The sequence below is a fragment of the Parasphingorhabdus sp. genome, from assembly GCF_036568145.1.
Classification (GTDB): domain Bacteria; phylum Pseudomonadota; class Alphaproteobacteria; order Sphingomonadales; family Sphingomonadaceae; genus Parasphingorhabdus.
Genome location: NZ_DATCTC010000032.1, coordinates 38,351 through 58,316, shown reverse-complemented (window position 1 = coordinate 58,316; position 19,966 = coordinate 38,351). Strand labels below are relative to the sequence as shown.

The following is a 19,966-nucleotide window of genomic DNA, read 5'->3' as shown; positions in this document are numbered from 1 at the left end:
GCAAAATAATCAATATCAGGAGACATATACATGGACGCCAATGGAACCCAAGGATTGGATGCGCAATTTATCGGGCGGGTTTCGCCCACTGCACCGCGTATTCAGGCGGGCGGCCATCCTTGTCAGGGCATTTACTGGACCGAAAGCGGCAAACGCCCAAAGGTTGCGATCATCGCCACCCATTATAATGTCGATTTTTCCGAACACTATATCGCCCCCTATTTTGAACGGCAGGGCTTTGGATTTCTGGGCTGGAATACACGCTATCGCGGGGTAGAAGATCAGTTTTTATTGGAGCATGCCGTTCTCGATATTGGTGTCGGGATGCGCTGGCTAAAAGAAGAAGCGGGCGTAGAGCAAATTGTGATATTGGGCAATTCAGGCGGTGGATCGCTAATGGGTGCCTATCAGGCAGAAGCAATTGCGCCGAGCCTGACCGACCGTTTGCCATCTGTCGGACAAGATGCCTTGGCTTCGTTAATTAAAGGCGACCTTTATATTTCGTTCAACGCGCACCAGGGGCGCCCCGAAGTACTTACCGACTGGATGGATGCATCGGTCACAGACGAAAATGATCCGGTAGCCACCGACCCGGCGCTCGACCCTTTTAACCCCGATAATGGCCCGCCATATTCAGACGATTTCATTGCGAAGTATCGCGCTGCGCAACGGGCACGTAACCAGCGGATTACCGATTGGGCAAAGGCTGAGTTAAAACGCCTGAACGATGCGGATATTCCCGACCGGATTTTTCCCATGTTCCGATGTTGGGGTGATATTCGCTGCGTTGATCCCACAATTGATCCGTCGGACCGCAAGCCGAATTGGTGTTATCGTGGTGATCCGGCCATCGCCAACCGCAGCCCCAGCATTGGCCGCGCAAATAGCATAAAGACCTGGCTCAATATGTGGAGCCTTGAGACCTCACCATGTCAGGGCAAGCCGCATCTCGCCAAACATGATACGCCTGCACTGGTTGTGCAGGGATTGGCGGATACCGGCGTATTCCCAAGCGATGCGCGCAAGATTTTTGACTTCCTCGGCAGCACGGACAAGCAGCTTGAGCTAATCCCCGGCGCGCATTATTTTGAAGATTCTATCAAGGAGCGTCAGGATGCAGCCGATCTGGTTGGTAGCTGGATCAAGGAAAAGCTCTGATGCCATCTGGCGACGATGAAATTGTTCAGGCATTGCGTGATGCCGATTTGATTGGCGCGGATGATCCGGTCCTTGAACCGCTGACTGGAGGAGTGTCATGCGATGTATGGCGGCTAGAGACACCGACGGGGCCGATTGTGGTAAAGCGCCCGCTAGCGCAATTGCGCGTCGCCGCTGAATGGACCGCTCCGGTTGAAAGGGGTGCAAGCGAGGTGCGCTGGCTTCAGCGTGCTCGCGAAGTTAACCCTGATATTGCTCCGAAAGTTCTTGCTGAACTAGGCGCTGGTCATGCCTTTGCGATGGAGTTTTTGCCCGATTGCCCGGTTTGGAAAGATGAACTGGTCGCAGGACGCGTGGACATCGACTTTGCGGCGCAGGTGGGCCGAAATATTGCTGCGGTTCATACGGCTACTGCGAATAGTGATGCTGACCGCAATGCTTTCTCCAATGATGAAATGTTTCGTGCGTTGCGCGTCGATCCGTTCCTACTCTATGTGGCGGAGCAGGAGGCTGAACTGGCACCCGCGCTGCGGGCACTTGCCGACGATCTGATGGTGCGTAAAATCGCACTGGTGCATGGCGATGTCAGCCCGAAGAATATCCTAGTCAGAAGCGGTAGCCCGGTATTCATTGATGCCGAATGTGCGGTGTATGGCGATCCGGCGTTCGACCTTGCGTTTTGCACGACCCATTTATTGTTGAAGGCCGTGTGGCTGGATGACGAGCGGTTGCAACAAGCCGCCGTTGCAATGGTCGATTCCTATCGTGCGGCAATTGATTGGGAGGCCCCGAACGAACTGCTGCTGCGCGCCGGACGGCTTACTGGCGCATTGCTCCTTGCGCGGATGGAGGGCAAATCGCCAGCGCCATATCTGACCGAGCCCGATCACCAGAATATCGTGCGGTCGCAGGCACGCGCGTTGATCCTCGATGCCTTGCCCATCGATGATCTTGTTACCCAATGGAAAAGGACTTTTGCATGACTTCACGTATCGCTTCTATTACTGGACGCCAGCTTTGGGACTCGCGCGGGCGGCCCACGGTGGAGGCTGAGGTAGTTCTAGAATCTGGAGCGGTTGGCCGTGCTATTGCACCCGCCGGTGCGTCACGCGGTGCCCATGAAGCGGTTGACCTGCGTGACGGGGGTGAAGCATTTGGTGGGTACGGTGTTGCAAGCGCTGTCTCTGCAATCGGGGTTGAAATCGCTCCGTTGTTAGAAGGCATGGATGCGCGTGAACAGAGTGCGATTGATGCTGCGCTGATCAATCTGGACGGCACGCTTAACAAGGCACGGCTGGGGGCCAATGCAGTGGTGGCGGTGTCGATGGCGGTCCTACATGCGGCTGCCGCGGATTCCCGTGAGCCGCTCTGGCGCTACATTTCAGGGGGTAAGGCGGTGCGGATACCGCTGCCTGAAATACAAATTTTCGGCGGTGGCGCTCATGCTGGTCGGCGCACCGATGTCCAGGATTTTATGATCATGTGTCCAAAAGCAGGCAGCTTTCGCCGCGCGCTTGAAATTACTGATGATGTTTACCGTGCTGCGGGGCGGTTGATGGAGGAAAAAGGTCCGTTGACCGGCGTTGCGGATGAAGGCGGCTGGTGGCCCAATTTCACCTCAAACGAGGATGCGCTCGATACGCTGACCCGTGCGATAGAGACGAGCGGACACCGTGCGGGTGAAGATGTGTTTATCTCATTAGACATTGCGGCGAATGAACTGGGCGATGCGTCCGGCTATAATCTCGCGCTTGATGAGCGCCGCTTGTCGGGAGAAGAAATGGGCGCGCGGATCATCGAATGGACCAAGCGATACCCGATATTGTCGGTCGAGGATCCAGCCGGCCAGGATGACTGGGAAACGATGGCGGCGGTCACGACTGCGGTGGGTGACCATGTACAGATTATCGGCGACGATGTGCTCGTGACCAACGCAAAGCGGGTTGCAGACGCGCATGATGCCGGCGCCTGTAACGCCGCGCTGATAAAGGTCAACCAGGTCGGCACAGTGACCGAGGCGAAGGCTGCACTGGACGCGGCAGTCACTCGCGGATGGGGCGCGATAGTCTCGGCCCGGTCGGGGGAGAGCGAGGATGTCACCATCGCCCATCTGGCGACTGGCTGGAATGCAGGACAGTTAAAGGTCGGCAGCTTCACACGTTCTGAACGCATGGCAAAATGGAACGAGATGCTGCGTATCGAAGAGGCAATGAGTAGTGACGCTGTGTTCGCAGGTGCGTCGGCCTTTGCGGCTCCAATTGCGGAGACCTTGACATGATTGTTCTGCACGCTCGTCCAAGTCCCGGCTTTCGCGCTGAAGTGGATGCAGTCTTTGGTCCCGGTGTTGTGACGCATGTTGATGAAGCGGAACCACTGGATAAAGTCGCGGGGGAAATCACCGCACTGCTCCATGTGCTGACGCCGGTAACGAGAGAATTTATCGCCTCTGCCCCCAATCTCAAACTGATTCAGAAGCTGGGCGTTGGCGTCAATACTATCGCGCTTGACGCGGCTCGCGACAATGATGTCGCCGTTTGCAATATGCCTGGAACAAATAGTCAGGCGGTGGCAGAAATGGCGCTTTCGCTGATGATGGCGGTATTGCGCCGCACCTGCTTTTTTGATGCGCGAACACGGAAGGGGAAGGGCTGGACTGCCGACCCGTCTGAACTGGATTATGTCGGTGAAATTGCAGGACGCACAATCGGCCTGGTTGGTTTTGGTAATTCGACCCAGCGATTGGCGCCGGTGCTAGAGGCGCTGGGCGCAAAAATTGTCTATACCGCGCGCAGTCAGCATGATGTGGATTATGATTATTGGCCGCTCGACCGTCTTGTTGCCGAATGCGATATTGTGTCGCTGCATATCCCGCTGACCGAAGAGACGCGCGGGGTCATTGATCCATTGACTATGAAGCCGGGCGCGGTTCTGGTGAACACGGCGCGCGGGGAGCTGGTTGACGAGGCAAGGCTGGTCGAGGCACTTTCGTCCGGGCATTTGCGCGGTGCGGGGCTTGATGTGTTTGCAAACGAACCCTTGTCGCAGTCAAACCCGCTGCTTGACTTGCCGAATGCCGTGCTCGCGCCGCATATCGCATGGCTGACCCCCGAGACGCTTTCTCGCAGCTTAAAGGTTGCGTATGAAAACTGCAGCCGCCTTACGGCTGGTGAACCCCTCTTGCATCAGGTGATTTAATGTCTCTTCCTATCGTACTCATCACCGGCCAGCTTCTCACCGATGAAGTATGGCAGCCATTGCGTGACGCGTGGAGCGACCGCGAGTTGATTATTGCCGATAACCAGCACGGCGAAACAATCGGGGAAATGGCGCAGAACCTGCTTGATAATGCGCCCGAAAAATTCATCCTGATCGGTCATGCGATGGGCGGTTTTGTGGCATTTGACGTGATGCGCCGTGCATCCGAACGCGTGGCAAAACTGGTGCTGCTTTCGACGCTGGCCTCCGCCGATGGTCCCGCACAAACTGCGCGACGGCAGGGATATATTGAACTGGTCGAGAGCGGCCAGTTCAATCAAGTGGTCGAGGAACGCATCCCGATCTTATTCCCCGAAGCCAAGCGGCGCGATGAACGTCTGCTCAACATCGCACGGCGGATGGCGGCGGATACCGGCGCGGAGACATTCCTGCGGCAACAGCGCGCGATTATGGCGCGCAGCGATAGCCGGCCGACACTGCATGAAATAACCGTCCCGACGTTGCTCGTCTGGGGCGATCAGGACGGAATTACCACCCGCGCGAACCATGACGAGATATTGCAGGGCATTCCCCATGCACGGCTTGAGGTCATTGCGGGAGCGGGTCATTTGACTACGATTGAAATGCCGGAAGTGGTTGTGCCGTGCCTTACGGAGTTTATTGATGGGTGAGTAGGGGGCGTAGTATATCGCCATTTCCGTGCTAACAGAAATGGCGATTTGGCCGCCTATTTAAGCTCCGCCCGCACAATCGCTGCACCGTCAACCATGGCTTTCAGCTTTTCCAGCGAATGATGACGGCTATGATATTTCATCCCGCAATCGGGCGCGATCCATAGCCGTTTTGCATCGACATAGCGAAGCGCCTCGCGGATGCGGTCAGCGACGATCTCCGGTGTTTCGACTTCCGGCGTGGACAGGTCGAGTACACCATACATGATCGTTTTGCTGGGCAATTCGGCGAGGATCGCGGGGTCTAGCTTTGGCTGGGCAGCCTCGACAGAGATGACGTCGATTGCCGACGCGTCAAGTTCGGCAAGGAAGTCATACGCCTTTGGCTTTGGTTTGGTCGACCCCGCGCCGTGATGGACCATGGCATAACCGAAACAGATGTGGAGCGCCGTTGTCCCCTCAACGCCGTCCAGCGCGCGGTTAATGGCTTCGATGGCGTAATATTGCGCTTCATCCGCGCGCGCCTGAAGATAGGGTTCATCAAGCTGCACGACATCGACACCAGCGGCGAACAGATCCTTAATCTCGGCATTGACCGCATCGGCATAATCCATCGCCATCGCGCGGCCATCCGGATAATAGCCGTTTTCGGCTTGCTGTGTCATGGTGAACGGGCCGGGCAGGGTCAGTTTTACCGGGCGTTTTGTGTGGCGGCGTAGGAAGGCAGCATCCTGCGCTTCGATTGGTGCAAGACGGCGGATCGGTCCGGAAACGAGCGGCACCGGATTGGCCTTTCCAGTGCGATCAATGGCCGTGCCATGTTTCTCGCTATCGATACCCGATAATGCGGTCGCCAAGCGGTTTGAATAGCTCTCTCGGCGCATCTCTCCGTCGCCGATAATGTCGATGCCGACCTCTTCTTGATCGCGGATTGCCATGAGCGTTGCCGCTTCCTGGGCTTCGCCGAGCCAAGGTTCAGGAATGCGCCATAATGTTTCGGCACGGACACGAGGCGGCAGACTGTGGTTCAGGCGTTCGCGATCAATCAGCCAATCGGGCTGGGGGTAGCTGCCAACGATAGTGGTTGGCAAAACAGGATGGTTGAGCAAGATAATCTCCTCAAAAAATTAACCAGCTAAGTAATTGCTTAGTATTCTATCTAATGCAAGTATATTGGTAGCTCAGGCACCTATAAAGTTCAGGAAAGTGCAGGTTTTCTCGACATACTGCTCGCGCAATCCATGAGGTAAACTGCAAAACTGCGAAATGTGTGCGTTTTAGTGGCAAGGCCGTGACCACCAAGGGGGCATCGAACTTGTAAGTACGGCCCGATCAGGCAAGCGGTCGCTTATGTTGCCATTTCTCGCGGTAATAGCTACACTTAGACATGATGTTGGCATTGTCCGTTAACGGGCTGTTCCAATATTTGCCTTGAAGCAGTTTGCTTAGGATCACAGCTTCGATCTGATCGCTATGTTCGGAGCCCATTGCGCTATTGCGCAGCGCGGCCGTGCCGCAGGATCCTGTTAGTCGTTGGGGCAATGCAATGCGACGACACCATAGTTCAACCCCTCGTTTCCCAAGGAGATGTTATGTTGCACGTCGATATCAACGCAGTGAAGGCCGATATGACCCATATCTATGGCAGGCCCGATCCGCGCAGTTATTTCCGCGAGCTTGGCAAGGTCGATTACAAGATTCCTGATCGCGCCAAACCCGTCTTCGATTCGTTGATCCATCATCTCGAAGACCGCAAGAATGAGCCGGTTTGCGCATTGGATCTGGGTTGTTCCTATGGTGTTAACGCGGCTTTGCTAAAACATGATCTCGATATGGATGATCTTTATGAACACTGGACCGACCCGCTTTTGGACCATGCCACGCCTGAACAGGTGATCGACGCCGATCGCCTCTTCTTTGAAGAGCTCCCCACGGCCAGTTCGACCACTATCGTTGGTTTGGACTCTTCGATGCCAGCAATCGACTATGCTAAAAATGCCGGTCTGCTCGATGAGGGGCTTGCGCTTGACCTGGAGAGGGGGCCTCTGCCCGAAGCAGCGAGCGATATGTTGCAACCGGTCGATATAATCATATCTACGGGCTGTGTTGGCTATGTTACTGAAACCAGCTTTTCAAAACTGATGCCCGTCGTGACACAGGGCCAGAAACCATGGCTGGCGAATTTCGTGCTACGCATGTTTTCGTTCGAACCCATAGCGCAGGAACTGGCCACTCACGGCTATGTCACGGAAAAACTTGATTGCGAACCGTTCGTGCAACGCGCTTTCGTTTCCCATGCCGAACAGGAAGGTGTGCTGGACAAGCTTGCAGCACAAGGCCTTCATACGAAGGGAGAAGAGAACGGCCATTTGATTGCTGAATTCTACCTCTCACGACCGGAGCAAGATGCTGCGGTGTCCATAGGGGAGATTATCGGAGTGTAAGACTGGGAGAACTACTCGCGTGACCATGTAATTATCGACACGACGGGCTGGAGTGAGGCCGACAAATTCCAAAATTACGCGCCGCGCTTAAGGTAGTAAACGAGCAGGGACTTTTTTCATTACCACTTGTAAATACCACAGCTTCAATCATTATACCGCAAGAACTGGGGGGCAAAATGCGGTTTAAATATTCAATATTCATAGCGTCAATACTGATCCACGGATCAGCCTATGCGAAAAACGACCAGGTGCAGCGCGGCGCGGAACCGGATTGGGTGGTTCCATCCGAACTCATGGCAGTACCAGCAGACGTCAGCGGGCTGGTATTTGTGCGAAGGAGCGATTTTCTTGTCCATCTCGACGAGCAAGGACAGCAATATTATAGTGGCTACCGGATGAAAATCACCCATCCCAACGCTTTACAAATTGGCAATCTGTCTATTTCCTGGAATCCGGCGTCTGGCGCACCTACAGTACATGCGATCAAAGTGCACCGTGATGGTGAAGTGATTGACATATTCCCGAGCGCATCTTTCGAAATATTGCGACAGGAAGGCCAGTTGGAAGCTGCAATACTCGACGGTACTCTGACAGCAGTGAGCCGGGTTCCTGACTTGCGCGTAGGAGATGAACTGGAATTCGCCTACACAATTCGTGTTAATGACCCCACTTTGGGGAACACGGACGCAGGTGTGCTCCTTCTTGAACCTAATGTACCTCAGGGCCGGTTCCGCTTGGGATTGAACTGGATTGAAGGTCAAAAGCCTATTATAAAGATGACCGATGATATGGCGGCTGTCGCCATAAAAGGTGAGCGAACAATTGAGTTCCATTTAGATAACCCGTCCCATTTGATCCCGCCAAAGGACGCGCCACCTCGCTATAATTGGCAACGTATCGTCGAGTATAGTGACTTTTCAGATTGGACGACCATCTCACGGAAATTTGCTGAACTGTATAGCAATGCAGCAAGCATCTCTGACACTTCATCGCTGAAGCAAGAGGTCAAGCGCATAGCCGCTACACATGACAACGAGTTTGATCGCGCGAGCGCTGCACTCAAGCTCGTTCAGCAGGATGTACGATACATATATATTGGTCTTGACGGTGGAAACCTGACCCCCGCTACATCGGAAGAAACATGGCAGCGCCGATATGGCGATTGTAAGGGCAAGACTGTTTTACTGTTAGGATTGCTTGCCGAGCTAGGTATCGAAGCAGAAGCTGTGATGGCAAATAATTCCGGTGGTGACGATGGTCTCGACCAGAGGCTTCCTAGCCCGGAAATGTTTGATCACGTTCTTGTAAGGGCGCGGATCGGTGGCAAGCTTTACTATCTGGACGGCACATTACCCCCGGTCGCTCCACCAGTTTCTGAACCGGTTTTACCTTATCGCTGGATTTTGCCGCTCAGGGCAGAAGGCAGCTCGATAGAGCGTCTTGAATGGCACCCCGCCAAGCAGCCCGATATAACCACTTTGTTCGAAATCGATGCGCGTGCTGGCTTCAATCAGCCAGCACGGAAAACGCGCACAGTGATTACCCGTGGTATCGACGGGCTGGCGCAACAAGCCCAATTCTCCGCAGTAGCCCCGGCACAATTGCTTAGTGCTTTTCGTCAGCAGTCGATCGGCGACACATGGCAAACAATTGACGATGTTCAATGGAGATATGATCAAAAAGCGCAAGCAAGCGTGTTGATGGTAAGTGGCACCGGAATGGTCGACTGGGACGATGACGGCAACGGAGCCAGATCATTTGCCCTTCCCGGTGGCGGCGTTAGCTCGCCCCCCAAACGGATCAGAGCAGCACAACAGGATCAGTATCTACCCTATTATAATGAACCTGAATTTAGTTGCTATGTAACGACGGTTCGGCTGCCCACTGAAACCCGGCCAAGCCAATGGTCGTTCAAACCGGGGTATAATACACGCATATTTGGTCGAACTTATTATCGAGCTTTCGATCTTCGTGATGGTTCTATTCGCATGATCAGAGGCTCTCGCACCGAGCAGCGAGAAATCGACGCGTTACTCGCAAAGCGCGACAATGACCGAATTTCCTCATTCGATAATAGCATGGCATGGATTTTCTATGATCCCAGCGATGGAAGCAATACGACGGGTAGCGGAAAGAAGGTGCCCGCTACGTATGAGATGGACTGGGCGAGGAATAGTGACGCATGTCTTTCAAGACCCGACGCAGCGGCCGGGTCTTAAAGAGGTTGAGAATACCGTTTATTCTGCAGGAACAGCGGTTCGTCCCGTGACAAGACCTTCGCGCTTGGTGCCATCGGCCTGAACGGGATCGTGCGCGACGTCTTTTTCGTCGAACACATGTGTCCACGCTGCAAATTCAAGGCATACACCGTCGGGATCAAAGAAATAGACAGAGCGGACATAGACACCGTCGTGCATTTCTTCGGAAGCCTGGGCGGGTGAGTTGTCGTGGTTCAGTTTCTTGGTGACTTCGACGCCCTTGGCAACCAGCCGGTCATAATATTCGTCAAATCGCTCGGCCGGGATATTGATCGCGATATGGTTCATTGATCCGTGTGCTGACATGAAGTTGCCCTTTGTCGGCAATGCCTCGGGGGCCGAGATGCCGGGTACGGCCTCCGGTGCTTCGGGAAACCAGAAAAAGGCCAAGCTGTCGCCATTACCAATATCGAAAAAGAAGTGCTGGCCGCGTCCACCGGGAAGGTCGAGTGTCTTGATGAGCGGCATTCCCAATATGTCACGATAAAACTCAACCGTTTTTGCCATATCTTTGCAAACCAGTGCGAGGTGGTTGACGCCGCAAAATTCAAATTCTTTATTTTTCTCTACCATTATCCATCTCCGTTATTTTCTCGTCCTGAGTGGGAAATTACTGCCGACCCCTTTGGCTGTTCTTTTAGCAGACCTGCCAATAATCGTCAAACAGGTTGACGGTTATTGGCAGGTCAAGCCTGAACCGGCTTATTCCTTTGGTGCATCCTTTGGTTTGGGGGCGCTAAGGAAGTCGGCGGCATTAAAGCCTTCGGGCGCTGCAACCTCTACAATAGGCTCTTCACGGTCATCATATTCCATTTTCAATGCGCGCGTGATGACGGCGTGCATATCGTAAAGGCAGGTGATGTAGGTAAATTCAAATATCTGTTCGTCATCCCAGAAAGTCTTGAGCTTGTCGAAAATTTCTGTCGGCACACGTCCATTAGCCTGTGTGAGACAGTCGGCATAGGCCAGCACGGCGCGTTCCTGTTCATTATAGCAATTGGCGACTGTCCAATGGGGAACTGCCGCAATCTTTTCCTCGCTTACGCCTAGTCCGCGGAGCGATTTGCAATGCTGTGAAAAGACAAACTGGCTGCCCTTTACCCAGCCTGCACGCGTCTGGCCGAGTTCACGCAGCACGGGGTCAATTTTCCGAGCCGGGTGACGATAGACAGCAAACCCGTCCACGGCATGTTTGAAAATGTCCGGCGCAAGCGCAAATACCGTCCACCAGTCGCCAGGTGTGCCGGTTGCAGTCCCCGGCTCGGCAACCGGATCACGGTCTCCGAATAGGCGGTCATAATAGGCAAGTACGGTTTCATCGGTAACTTCGGATCGTGGGACCTGACGCAATATTGGCATAGTTTACTCCTTAGGCATATTTGCGGAATGCAGCGACATGGGCTGAATCAAAATATTCATCGAGCCGCGTGATTTTTCCATTTTCAACCTTGCAGATGATTGCGCAAGGCAAACGAACATCCACATCGTCATGGACGCGCTGGCCGGTTACAACATGCTGCTGAACAAATCCGCCGGGAAAGACGGTCAGTTGGCGGTCGGCATAGCGGCGGTTCTTGATCCGGGAGACCATGGCGGTCAGCGTTTGAACGGTCTGCTCCACGGTAACGATCAATTCGTCGGTATTGTGCCAGATTTGGGCATCGGGCGCGAAGCTGCTTTGCATCGTCTCAATATCGCCCTGTTCAATCGCATCGAAAAATTGCTTTGCCAACGCCCGAATATCATCATCTTTCGTCATAACCTCTCCTTATATTCTTACATCAAACATGCGGCCCATTGGACTCCCTCATTCCGAGAAATCATTCTCCAGATGCCGCGTCATTGCGAACTGTGCTATCCCCGCTGCAATCGCGACGGGTATAAGTGTCATCAGGGCCCAGCGCAGACTTTCGTCGGCATAAGCGGGCTTTAGCGCATCGCTAACCATCCCTACGAACAAGGGACCAAGGCCAAGGCCGACAATGTTGAACATCAGCATCAGAACCGCCGCAGCCGTGGCACGCGAACGCGGCGGAGTCAGGTTTTGAACCAGTGCCAGCGCAGGTGCGACATAGGCGGTGCAAGCTGCCATGGGGATCAGCATAAGCGCCAGTGATATTTGCCAACTGTCCACAAGCAGCGCAGCAATAAAGGTGGGAACCAGCACGGCGGTCGCGATTGCGGGTATAGTGCCATAGGCTTTCGCAGAGCTGCGTGCGGCGCGGCTGACCAGCCACCCGCCACCCAATATTCCAACGCCAAAGGTAATACCAGCAGCAGGGGCAAACCACGTCGCCATCGCCGACAATGGCATCCCCTGTGTTCTCATCAAAAATGCGGGGATCCAGTTGAGCATGCCATAACTGACAAAGGCGGCAAGCCCGCTGGCGATCATCACCATGCGCAGCGACGGCCGGCGGATAAACATGGACAGACTTTGGCTAAAGGGCACGGCTTCATCGGCAGGTTTGTGCGTATCCATTAGCCCTCTCGCCGGTTCGCGCACAAGCCAGATGAGCAGCGGTGCAACAAGGATACCCACCAATCCGATAGTTATGAATGCGCCGCGCCAGCCGATATTGGCCGCCGCCCAGCCGCCAAATGCCGCGCCGACAAAGACACCGAACGGGCCGTTAAGTGTGAACAACCCAATCGCCAGCGGCCTGCGGTCAGGCGGATAATAATCGGCGATCAGGGACAGCGAAGGCGCAGTGCCACCAGCTTCCCCCGCGCCGACACCAAAGCGCATCACAGCGAGTTGCCAGAAATTTGAAACCAGCCCGCATGCAGCGGTAAAACCGCTCCATACAACACACGCAATACCGATCAGTTTTACGCGATTCCAGCGGTCGGCAATCATCGCAACGGGAACACCCATAGCAGCATAAAACAGCGCAAAGGCCATGCCGGTGAGCAGTCCGAACTGGGTGTCGCTAAACTGCATTTCGGCCCGAATAGGCTCGACCAGAACCGACAAGAGCTGGCGGTCAACGAAGTTAATCGTGCCGACAAGAAATAACATGCCGAGCGCAACATTGCGCCGCAGAGCCGATACACTGTCGGATGGAGCTCCCTGTAGGGCGGTGGTTTGCGACATATCTCTCCTGATCGACGATTTATTGTATGTATATAATACTTAGCTATTTAAGCTTATCTGTCAATCTGCTTTACGATAGCCGCTATCGTGTCGGGGCATCGAGCATATTCTTTCCAAACAGGTTCGACCATTGTTCTTCGGAAAGTACGGGCCGCGCGCTTGACAGGTTGGTTGCATTTTTTACGTCAGTTCCTCTGATGACAGCAGGCCTCTTTGCAATAGCTTCGAACCAACGATGAACCGCGGGATAATCATCCAGCGACAGCCCGATCGCGCTAATGGCACGTGCCCATGGCCAGGCGGCAATATCGGCGATGGAATATTCCTCGGCCAGATAGTCCGCTTCGCTTAGTCGTCCGTTCAGGACATTGAGCAACCGGACCGTTTCATTACGATAGCGATCGACCGGATAGGTTTGACCCTCTGGAGCATAGCGGATGAAATGATGAGCCTGTCCCTGCATCGGTCCGAAACTTGCCATCTGCCACATCAACCATTGCTGGGCCTGGCTGCGGCGGCGGGGATCGTTGGACAGCAACTGGCCACTTTTTTCCGCAAGATAAAGCAGGATCGCGCCCGATTCAAAAACCGCCAACGGCGCGCCACCGCCAATCGGCTTATGGTCGACAATAGCCGGTAAGCGCCCGTTCGGATTGATAAGGCGAAAATCAGCGGTCAGGTGATCTCCCTTTAGTACATCCATCGCGATCAAATGGTGCGGAAGGCCGATTTCTTCCAGCATGATCGACACTTTATGGCCGTTGGGCGTAGGGGTAAAATAGACTTCGATCATGGGGAGTTCTTTCAGGTGAGCATATTGGCACAGGCATGAACAGAAACGACCGCAGCCGCCGTTTCCCGTGTCGGGATAACATTAGCTGCGGTCGCTGCTTGGGTCATCATCAGACCTCTTGGCCTAGAATTTGAATCCGGCCTCTAATGAAATATTACGGGTCGGTTCAAGATACATTATGGCCCGCGTTACTTCGGTGATAGGGTTGGGCAACCTGAACACGCTTCCGGTGGTTAGCTCGTTGGTCAGGTTTTTGCCGACCAATGCGATGTGCCAGCGATCATCCTGATCGGCGAGCTGTACACGCAGGTCGAGCTTCACATAACCCTTTTGGATACCGAACCTTGGATCCTGATCATCCGCGTTATAAAATTTCGAACGCCCCGATGCGATCCCGGTAATATCGAATTTCAAATCCTCCGAAATGTCGAACCCGGTATGAGCGGTCACGCTGCCTGTAAATTTAGACGCAAGCACAGGACGGTAACCGGCCAGATTGTTGGTGGCCGGGTCACACGTATCCGGCTGCGAGGCCAAACATGCCGCACCCGGAAAGTCGTCATATTTCAAGTCCTGATATGCCCCCGACGCGGTAATGTCGAAATAGGGTGACAGGAACAGGCTGAGCGAAGCCTCGATACCTTTCGAGGTAGCGCTGGCAGCGTTACCGGTCAGATATTGTGAAACTTCCGGTTGATAGACCGAAACCTGCAAATCCTTGAACTTTGTATCATAGGCCGAAACGTTGGCGATAACCTTGCCATCGAACAAAGTTGATTTCAGGCCAACCTCGTAGTTGCGGGATTTTTCCGCATCGAAAGCAAATGTCTCGTCAACTGTGCCCAGAGAGTTACTGACAAAGCCACCTGATTTGGAACCACGTCCATAAGTTGCATAAACCATGATGCGCGGTGCGATGTCATATTGGATCGTAGCCGACGGGTCCACATTGCCTTCGCTAAGCGAGCCGACTGCGCTTGAGATCGGGCGAATAGGGAAGGGACCATATACAAGACGCGATGCAAAATCGGCTTCTTTGTCAGTATGCGTGTAACGCAGGCTACCGATGACGCGCAGGCTGTCATTGACGTTCAGCGTGCCCTGACCAAAGACCGAATAGGATTCGGACTTCTGGTTAAAGCGGCTGTCGATACGGCCAAAATAGGGGGCTCCGCCCAGATCGAGGATGTTGAAACCCTGAAGCTGGTCGAGGCGATAGTTGGAATGGTCGTAATATAACCCTGCGACAAATTCAAAGGTCCGTCCGGTTGGCGATAGGATGCGCAGTTCCTGCGAAAACTGGTCGAACCGTTCGGGAAAGGCGTTATAAACCGAATTGTTGGTAAACGCGCCGCCGGTGCCGGGGATCGTCTGGTCAAAGCCGTTGACGATTTTGGATTTGAACCATGAATAGCCGGTAACCGAAGTTAAAGTATAATCACCAAGCGCGATATTCGCGGTTCCCGATACCATGACCGATTCGACGCGGTTGCCCTCATCACCCAGTTCCGACCGTTCCAGATAGCGGTCTGTCCGGGGGTCTTGCTCACTATCGACCGGGTTGGAAACCGTTATGCCGCCAACGACATCGCGATTTGCATATTCAACCTTTGTCGTGAAGTCGAAACTATCCGAAGGCTCCCATTTGAGCGTCCCGCGGACAAGCTGCTGTTTTGTTTCCGGATCATCATGATCGGTCGCGCGGTTATAGATATAGCCGTCCTGCTTGACGACTTTATAAGCCAGACGCGCGCTGAGTGTATCGGTGATTGGACCGGACACATAGCCCGAAATATCGATGCCTTTATGGTCGAAATTATAAAGCGCGGTGAAAGCGCCTTCGGGTGTGTCGGTTGGACCGGCTGATACCACGCTGACAGCACCGGCGGCGGTGTTCTTGCCGAACAATGCGCCCTGCGGACCGCGCAATACTTCTACGCGTTCAAGGTCGAAAAAGGGAGCCTGTGCCTGACGCGAACGTCCGGCATAGACACCGTCTACATAGAGCGAGACCGACTGATCAAACGCGAAGTTTGCTGGCGGGGAACCGAATCCGCGGATATAAATGACATCATTGCCCGCCGTCGATTGCACGAAGACGTTTGGCGTATAGTTCATCACCGATTTAATGTCGTTAGCGTTGAAATCGGCGAGCTTCTGACCGCTGACGACTTCCATCGAAATCGGAACATCCTGAAGATTCTGTTCGCGCTTTTGCGCGGTAACAACGATTTCGTTAGTGCTAGTCTCGTCAGACGCTGCCGTATCCTCAGTTACTTGCGCCATTGCTGGCATAGCTGATGCCATTATAGCAGCGATAGCTGCACCCGTGAGTAATGTCTGATTTCGCGCTTTCATATATCCTCCTTGATTATTTTTATTATGACGGTTTGCGAGGGGTTGCCCTTGATCACAAATGATCCGTCAATCTACTTGACCCTTAGTATACTAATCGTTCTATGATTGTCTATAGTTTTCAAGTGGAGGATTCGCAAATATGACTCACGACAATGTGGCAGGTCAGCTGCCGGACTTATCAAGCACATATTTATGCACGGCGGAATTTGAAGTCGCAGGTGGCCTTGTCGGGATCGGTCAGTCGCCCTTCGGGGATCAACGAATGGGATATATCACCGGCGGGCGCATTTCCGGACCGCGCCTTAGTGGGAAAATCCTGCCGGGCGGTGGTAACTGGTCGCGCAGCGGACGACTGGGCAGCGGTGCTTCCGCAGGCACTTTTGATGCGCGGGCGGTGTGGGAAACGGATGACGGCGACCTGATTTACCTGACCTATAACGGACGCAGCGTCATCCCCGATGATGTCCGCGCCGATTTTGGCGATCTGGCAAAGCCCTATGTCGATCCGGCCCGTTATTATCTACGTATCGCGCCGGTGTTCGAAACGGCGAGCGAAAAATATGGCTGGCTGAACGGTGTGCTGGCCGTGGGTGTTGGTGAACGTACCGATTTTGGTGTCCGCCATATCATTCACGAGATTCACTGAGATGATAGAGAGGGGATCTTCCGCCATTGCAGGATATGGTGACGTTCGCCGCCGCTCTTTGTGGCTTCAAGTGCGGAAAGCGTCAGTTCGTCATTACCGCTGAACCGGGCGACGCGGCGTTGCTGGGTTCCGGTCATATCGGGGTTTAGCGACATGGTGACAGTGTGGACCACTTCTTCGCCGTCAATCTTCCACGGACCGGCATAGTGGAAATAGCTGTCGAAAGCGGCGGATTTCTGCTGCACACTGGCGTTACGGGCGTTGGTGAGGCCGAAGGCGGGACGTGTGTTTTTGGCTATGCTGGCGGTCATTGTGCCGTCCTGTGAATAGACAATATAACCGTGGGCGCCTTCTCCGAACGGGCGGGTCACGTTGCCGTCGGAATATTCGATCCGCCAGTCGACAAGGCTCCACGCGCCGATAAAGTCGCTGCGATTATGCGGCATGGCTTTGGACCTTTGTGCGCGCCGGGCGGCGGTGCTGGACGATGCGGAACCGGCCCGCGACAAAGGCGAGGTCGGCAAGGCAGGCGTTGCCCGCCGGATTGAGGCCAGATACGTGATAATCACTATAAGCCGCTGCGAAATTGGCCCACATCGCTCCGTGGAGATTGATCGACAGGTTCATTCCCGCCTGGGCATAGGCATCAAGCGAACGGTCGATAAACGCCTCATCCATGGAATAGAGATAGGAGGAAATCGCTCCGTGCTGTTGCGCTAGTGTTGTTGCTTCGGCAATGGCTGCATCGCCATCGGATGCTGCAATAATGAACATCACCGGCCCGAAATGTTCCTCGGCATAAAGCGCGGCATTGTCAGCGGGCAGGGCGATAACCAGCGGCGTCATCGTGCGCGCATCGGGGAAATCAGGATGAGGATAGCTGGACGGCTCCCGCAATATCCGTGCGTTCCGATTCTGCGCGGCGCGTTTGGCAATATCGCGTACAATGGCGCAGCTTGGTTCGGCCTGGACAGCGCCCATGATACCAGCCGCCGATGCCGGATTATCGGCAATAGCATCAATGGCCGCAACCAATGCGGCGGCAACATCATCAAAAGAGACGTGCCCTGAACCGGTCTTGATTCCGCCAGCCGGAACATAGATATTTTGCGGACTAGTGCACATCTGCGCGGAGAACAGGCAAGTGGCCCGCGCAATGGCGGTTGCCGTCGCGGTCAGGTCCTCGCACGATTCCAGAACCACCGAGTTGATGCCGGCCGTTTCTGTAAACAGCAGCTTTCCGGTGACGGTGGCCTCCAGATGGCTGCCATAACGCGGGCTGCCGGTGAAATCGACAATCTGCACCGCCGGATCGTCAATGTAGCGCTGGGCAATCGGCGTCTCCATTGAGTCCACCGCGAGCGATACAAGATTGGGGTCAAAACCATATTGTTCCAATACTCTACGACATTGCTGCACCACGATAGCCATCGGCAGGATGGAGATAGGATGAGGTTTGACAATGACCGGGTTACCCGTAGCCAGGTTCGCAAACATTGCCGGGTAGGCATTCCACGTCGGAAACGATGCGCAGCAGATAACAAACCCGATACCGCGCGGGACCAGAGTGTAATATTTGTCGAGCGAGACATTCTCCTTCCCGAATATACTGTCCCAGCGGGCGTTGGGTAATACGTCGCGCATTGCCTTTGCGGCATAGGCAAGCGCTTCAATCCCGCGGTCCAGTGCATTGGGACCGCTGCCGCTAAATGCCTGTGTGTAGCTTTGTCCTGCGACATGCATAACGCTATGCGCCATTTCAAAATTGCGTGCGTAAAGTTGCTCCGCCATTTCCAGACAGAGCGCAATCCTCGTGTCGGGATCGGTTTTGCGCCACTGCACCATTGCCTCTTGCGCTGCGTAAATCAGGGCAGACGGTTCACTTACGGGATAATCAATGCCGAGCGGTTGCCGTGTGAACGGAGAGATTTCAGAACCGGTGCGACTGGATATGCCGGGTTGATCCAGATCGAATGACTTACCAAGCTGTGCTTCAAATGCCGCCTTTCCAGCTTCGGGTGCACCAGGGGTATGAAAGCGCGCACTGGGGGAGTTGTGAAACGGGCTCCAGCTTTTGCGTGTATTAACAGCATCAATGGCGGCATTCAGCGTAGATGTATGTCGTTCGATAAGGTCGCTTAGCTTTTCCATCATTATTTCCTGCTCAATTAACGCGTTCAACTATCATCGCGGTGCCGACACCCGACGCGCCGCTCATCACCACGAGTCCAAGCGTGCCATCGCAAACGTCAAGGTTATCGAGCAGAGTGGACACAAGAATAGCGCCGCTTGCGCCCATCGGATGGCCCTTGGCAATATGCCCGCCAGAGACATTCACACGTTCCGGATCGGCTTTGCGATCACGCATGAATTTGGCAATAGTGACGGCAAAAGCTTCCATAAATTCAATACGGTCCATGTCTGCCAATGTAAGGCCGGTTGTGGCCAAGACCTTGTCCATCGCGCTATAACCGGCAGTCAGAGAAGCTGCAGGATCACCGCCGGTTTCTGCAAAGCCAAGGATGCGGGCACGTGGCGTCATGCCAAGGTTGCCGCCACCGACAATTGCCATTCCAGCCCCGTCACATACGGGCGGAGCATGACCAAGTGTCAGGTGCGGTGTGAATGGCTTGCCCTCTAATGCTGTCGCATATTGTTTCTGCAATCCACCAAAAGCGGGCGGCATCGCGGCGAGTGAAGCTGCGTTTGTTAGCGGCCTGATGCACTCTTCGGCGTCAAGGCCACCTGTGGCTATGCGTGAGCGTTGCAGCGCGGAATTATTTTCCGTTGCTGCAGCCTTCTGTTGCGAGGAGAGGGTCACGGCATCAAGTTCGGCGCGGCTAATCCCTTCGTTACCAATAAGCCGGTCAGCGGCCAGCACCACGGGGATATAGAGGCTGCGAACCGGCAAGCCTGTATCCGTATAATAGCTTGCATTGTCGCCCATGAACGGCACGCGGCTCATGCATTCGACGCCGCCGGCCAAAACCAGCTTCGTCTGTCCGGATGCTACTGAGGCCGCCGCCATTCCGATGGCGGATAGACCGGATGCGCAATAATTATTGATGCTATAGGCTGCGCAGTCATCATGCAGACCCGCGTGCAGTTTGGAAACCAGCGCGATATTTCCGCCTTGATCGTCGACCTGTCCGACACAGCCCAGGATAAGCATATCGGCCTGATCCGTTGACCCGGTGCAGCGGCTTTCCAGCGCAGCGAGTTGTTGTTTTACGAGCTCCTGCGGCGTCAATGCTGCTAAACCTCCATCGGCTTTTGCTTTGCCGCGCGGCGTGCGTACTGCATCGTAGATGAAGGCTTCGGGCAT

At 54.5% G+C, this 19,966-nt stretch carries 18 protein-coding genes; 8 read left to right on the top strand and 10 right to left on the bottom strand.

The annotated features are described in order from the left end of the window. Positions 1-30: 30 nt before the first annotated feature. Genes VIN76_RS13405 through VIN76_RS13385 form a run of 5 tightly spaced genes read left to right on the top strand, consistent with a single transcriptional unit; the run spans position 31 to position 5,045 of the window. On the top strand, positions 31-1,158 hold the full coding sequence (locus tag VIN76_RS13405) for an alpha/beta hydrolase (RefSeq protein ID WP_332042372.1): 1,128 nt from the start codon (positions 31-33) through the stop codon (positions 1,156-1,158). Further along, a complete protein-coding gene (locus VIN76_RS13400; RefSeq protein WP_332042371.1) occupies positions 1,158-2,141 on the top strand; it encodes an aminoglycoside phosphotransferase family protein in 984 nt (327 codons plus the stop codon). The genes VIN76_RS13405 and VIN76_RS13400 overlap by 1 nt, the downstream gene beginning before the upstream one ends. Further along, a complete protein-coding gene (gene eno / locus VIN76_RS13395) occupies positions 2,138-3,436 on the top strand; it encodes a phosphopyruvate hydratase (RefSeq protein WP_332042370.1) in 1,299 nt (432 codons plus the stop codon). Before VIN76_RS13400 ends, eno begins: the two co-directional genes overlap by 4 nt. Continuing rightward, positions 3,433-4,353, top strand: a complete 921-nt coding sequence (locus VIN76_RS13390; RefSeq protein WP_332042369.1) for a 2-hydroxyacid dehydrogenase — start codon at positions 3,433-3,435, stop codon at positions 4,351-4,353. Before eno ends, VIN76_RS13390 begins: the two co-directional genes overlap by 4 nt. Further along, a complete protein-coding gene (locus tag VIN76_RS13385) occupies positions 4,353-5,045 on the top strand; it encodes an alpha/beta fold hydrolase (RefSeq protein ID WP_332042368.1) in 693 nt (230 codons plus the stop codon). The genes VIN76_RS13390 and VIN76_RS13385 overlap by 1 nt, the downstream gene beginning before the upstream one ends. Positions 5,046-5,101: 56 nt before the next feature. Here the strand turns inward: VIN76_RS13385 and VIN76_RS13380 are convergent, their stop codons facing one another. Next, the gene (locus tag VIN76_RS13380) at positions 5,102-6,154 is read right to left on the bottom strand and encodes a uroporphyrinogen decarboxylase family protein (protein WP_332042367.1); all 1,053 of its coding nucleotides are present in this window, start codon (positions 6,152-6,154) and stop codon (positions 5,102-5,104) included. A gap of 483 nt (positions 6,155-6,637) precedes the next feature. Between VIN76_RS13380 and VIN76_RS13375 the strand changes: the two genes are divergently transcribed. Together VIN76_RS13375 and VIN76_RS13370 are read left to right on the top strand one after the other, a co-directional pair. Continuing rightward, positions 6,638-7,489: a hypothetical protein gene (locus VIN76_RS13375; RefSeq protein ID WP_332042366.1), complete on the top strand. Its 852-nt coding sequence runs from the start codon at positions 6,638-6,640 to the stop codon at positions 7,487-7,489. 176 nt (positions 7,490-7,665) lie between these two features. Next, positions 7,666-9,708, top strand: coding sequence for a DUF3857 domain-containing protein (locus VIN76_RS13370; protein ID WP_332042365.1), 2,043 nt, complete (start codon positions 7,666-7,668; stop codon positions 9,706-9,708). 18 nt (positions 9,709-9,726) lie between these two features. Here VIN76_RS13370 and VIN76_RS13365 read toward each other — a convergent pair whose 3' ends face one another. The 6 genes from VIN76_RS13365 to VIN76_RS13340 form a co-directional block, all read right to left on the bottom strand. Continuing rightward, positions 9,727-10,320, bottom strand: coding sequence for a VOC family protein (locus VIN76_RS13365; protein WP_332042364.1), 594 nt, complete (start codon positions 10,318-10,320; stop codon positions 9,727-9,729). Positions 10,321-10,449: 129 nt separating this feature from the next. Further along, on the bottom strand, positions 10,450-11,106 hold the full coding sequence (locus tag VIN76_RS13360) for a carboxymuconolactone decarboxylase family protein (protein ID WP_332042363.1): 657 nt from the start codon (positions 11,104-11,106) through the stop codon (positions 10,450-10,452). 10 nt (positions 11,107-11,116) lie between these two features. Beyond that, the gene (locus VIN76_RS13355; protein WP_332042362.1) at positions 11,117-11,506 is read right to left on the bottom strand and encodes a nuclear transport factor 2 family protein; all 390 of its coding nucleotides are present in this window, start codon (positions 11,504-11,506) and stop codon (positions 11,117-11,119) included. A gap of 48 nt (positions 11,507-11,554) precedes the next feature. Further along, a complete protein-coding gene (locus tag VIN76_RS13350; RefSeq protein WP_332042361.1) occupies positions 11,555-12,844 on the bottom strand; it encodes an MFS transporter in 1,290 nt (429 codons plus the stop codon). Positions 12,845-12,926: 82 nt separating this feature from the next. Next, positions 12,927-13,637, bottom strand: coding sequence for a glutathione binding-like protein (locus VIN76_RS13345; RefSeq protein WP_332042360.1), 711 nt, complete (start codon positions 13,635-13,637; stop codon positions 12,927-12,929). A gap of 123 nt (positions 13,638-13,760) precedes the next feature. Continuing rightward, positions 13,761-15,995 (bottom strand): TonB-dependent receptor, encoded by a 2,235-nt coding sequence (locus VIN76_RS13340; protein WP_332042359.1) that lies wholly within the window; start codon positions 15,993-15,995, stop codon positions 13,761-13,763. A gap of 139 nt (positions 15,996-16,134) precedes the next feature. Here VIN76_RS13340 and VIN76_RS13335 point away from each other — a divergent pair, with 139 nt between their 5' ends. Next, positions 16,135-16,641, top strand: coding sequence for a DUF3237 domain-containing protein (locus tag VIN76_RS13335; RefSeq protein ID WP_332042358.1), 507 nt, complete (start codon positions 16,135-16,137; stop codon positions 16,639-16,641). Here VIN76_RS13335 and VIN76_RS13330 read toward each other — a convergent pair. From VIN76_RS13330 to VIN76_RS13320, 3 genes are read right to left on the bottom strand one after another with little or no spacing between them, the layout of a single operon-like run. After that, on the bottom strand, positions 16,635-17,087 hold the full coding sequence (locus VIN76_RS13330) for a lipocalin-like domain-containing protein (RefSeq protein WP_332042357.1): 453 nt from the start codon (positions 17,085-17,087) through the stop codon (positions 16,635-16,637). The two genes, VIN76_RS13335 and VIN76_RS13330, sit on opposite strands and share 7 nt — an antisense overlap. Continuing rightward, positions 17,077-18,795 (bottom strand): phenylacetic acid degradation protein PaaN, encoded by a 1,719-nt coding sequence (gene paaN / locus VIN76_RS13325; protein ID WP_332042356.1) that lies wholly within the window; start codon positions 18,793-18,795, stop codon positions 17,077-17,079. The genes VIN76_RS13330 and paaN overlap by 11 nt, the downstream gene beginning before the upstream one ends. Positions 18,796-18,805: 10 nt before the next feature. Further along, positions 18,806-19,966: an acetyl-CoA C-acyltransferase gene (locus tag VIN76_RS13320; RefSeq protein ID WP_332042355.1), complete on the bottom strand. Its 1,161-nt coding sequence runs from the start codon at positions 19,964-19,966 to the stop codon at positions 18,806-18,808.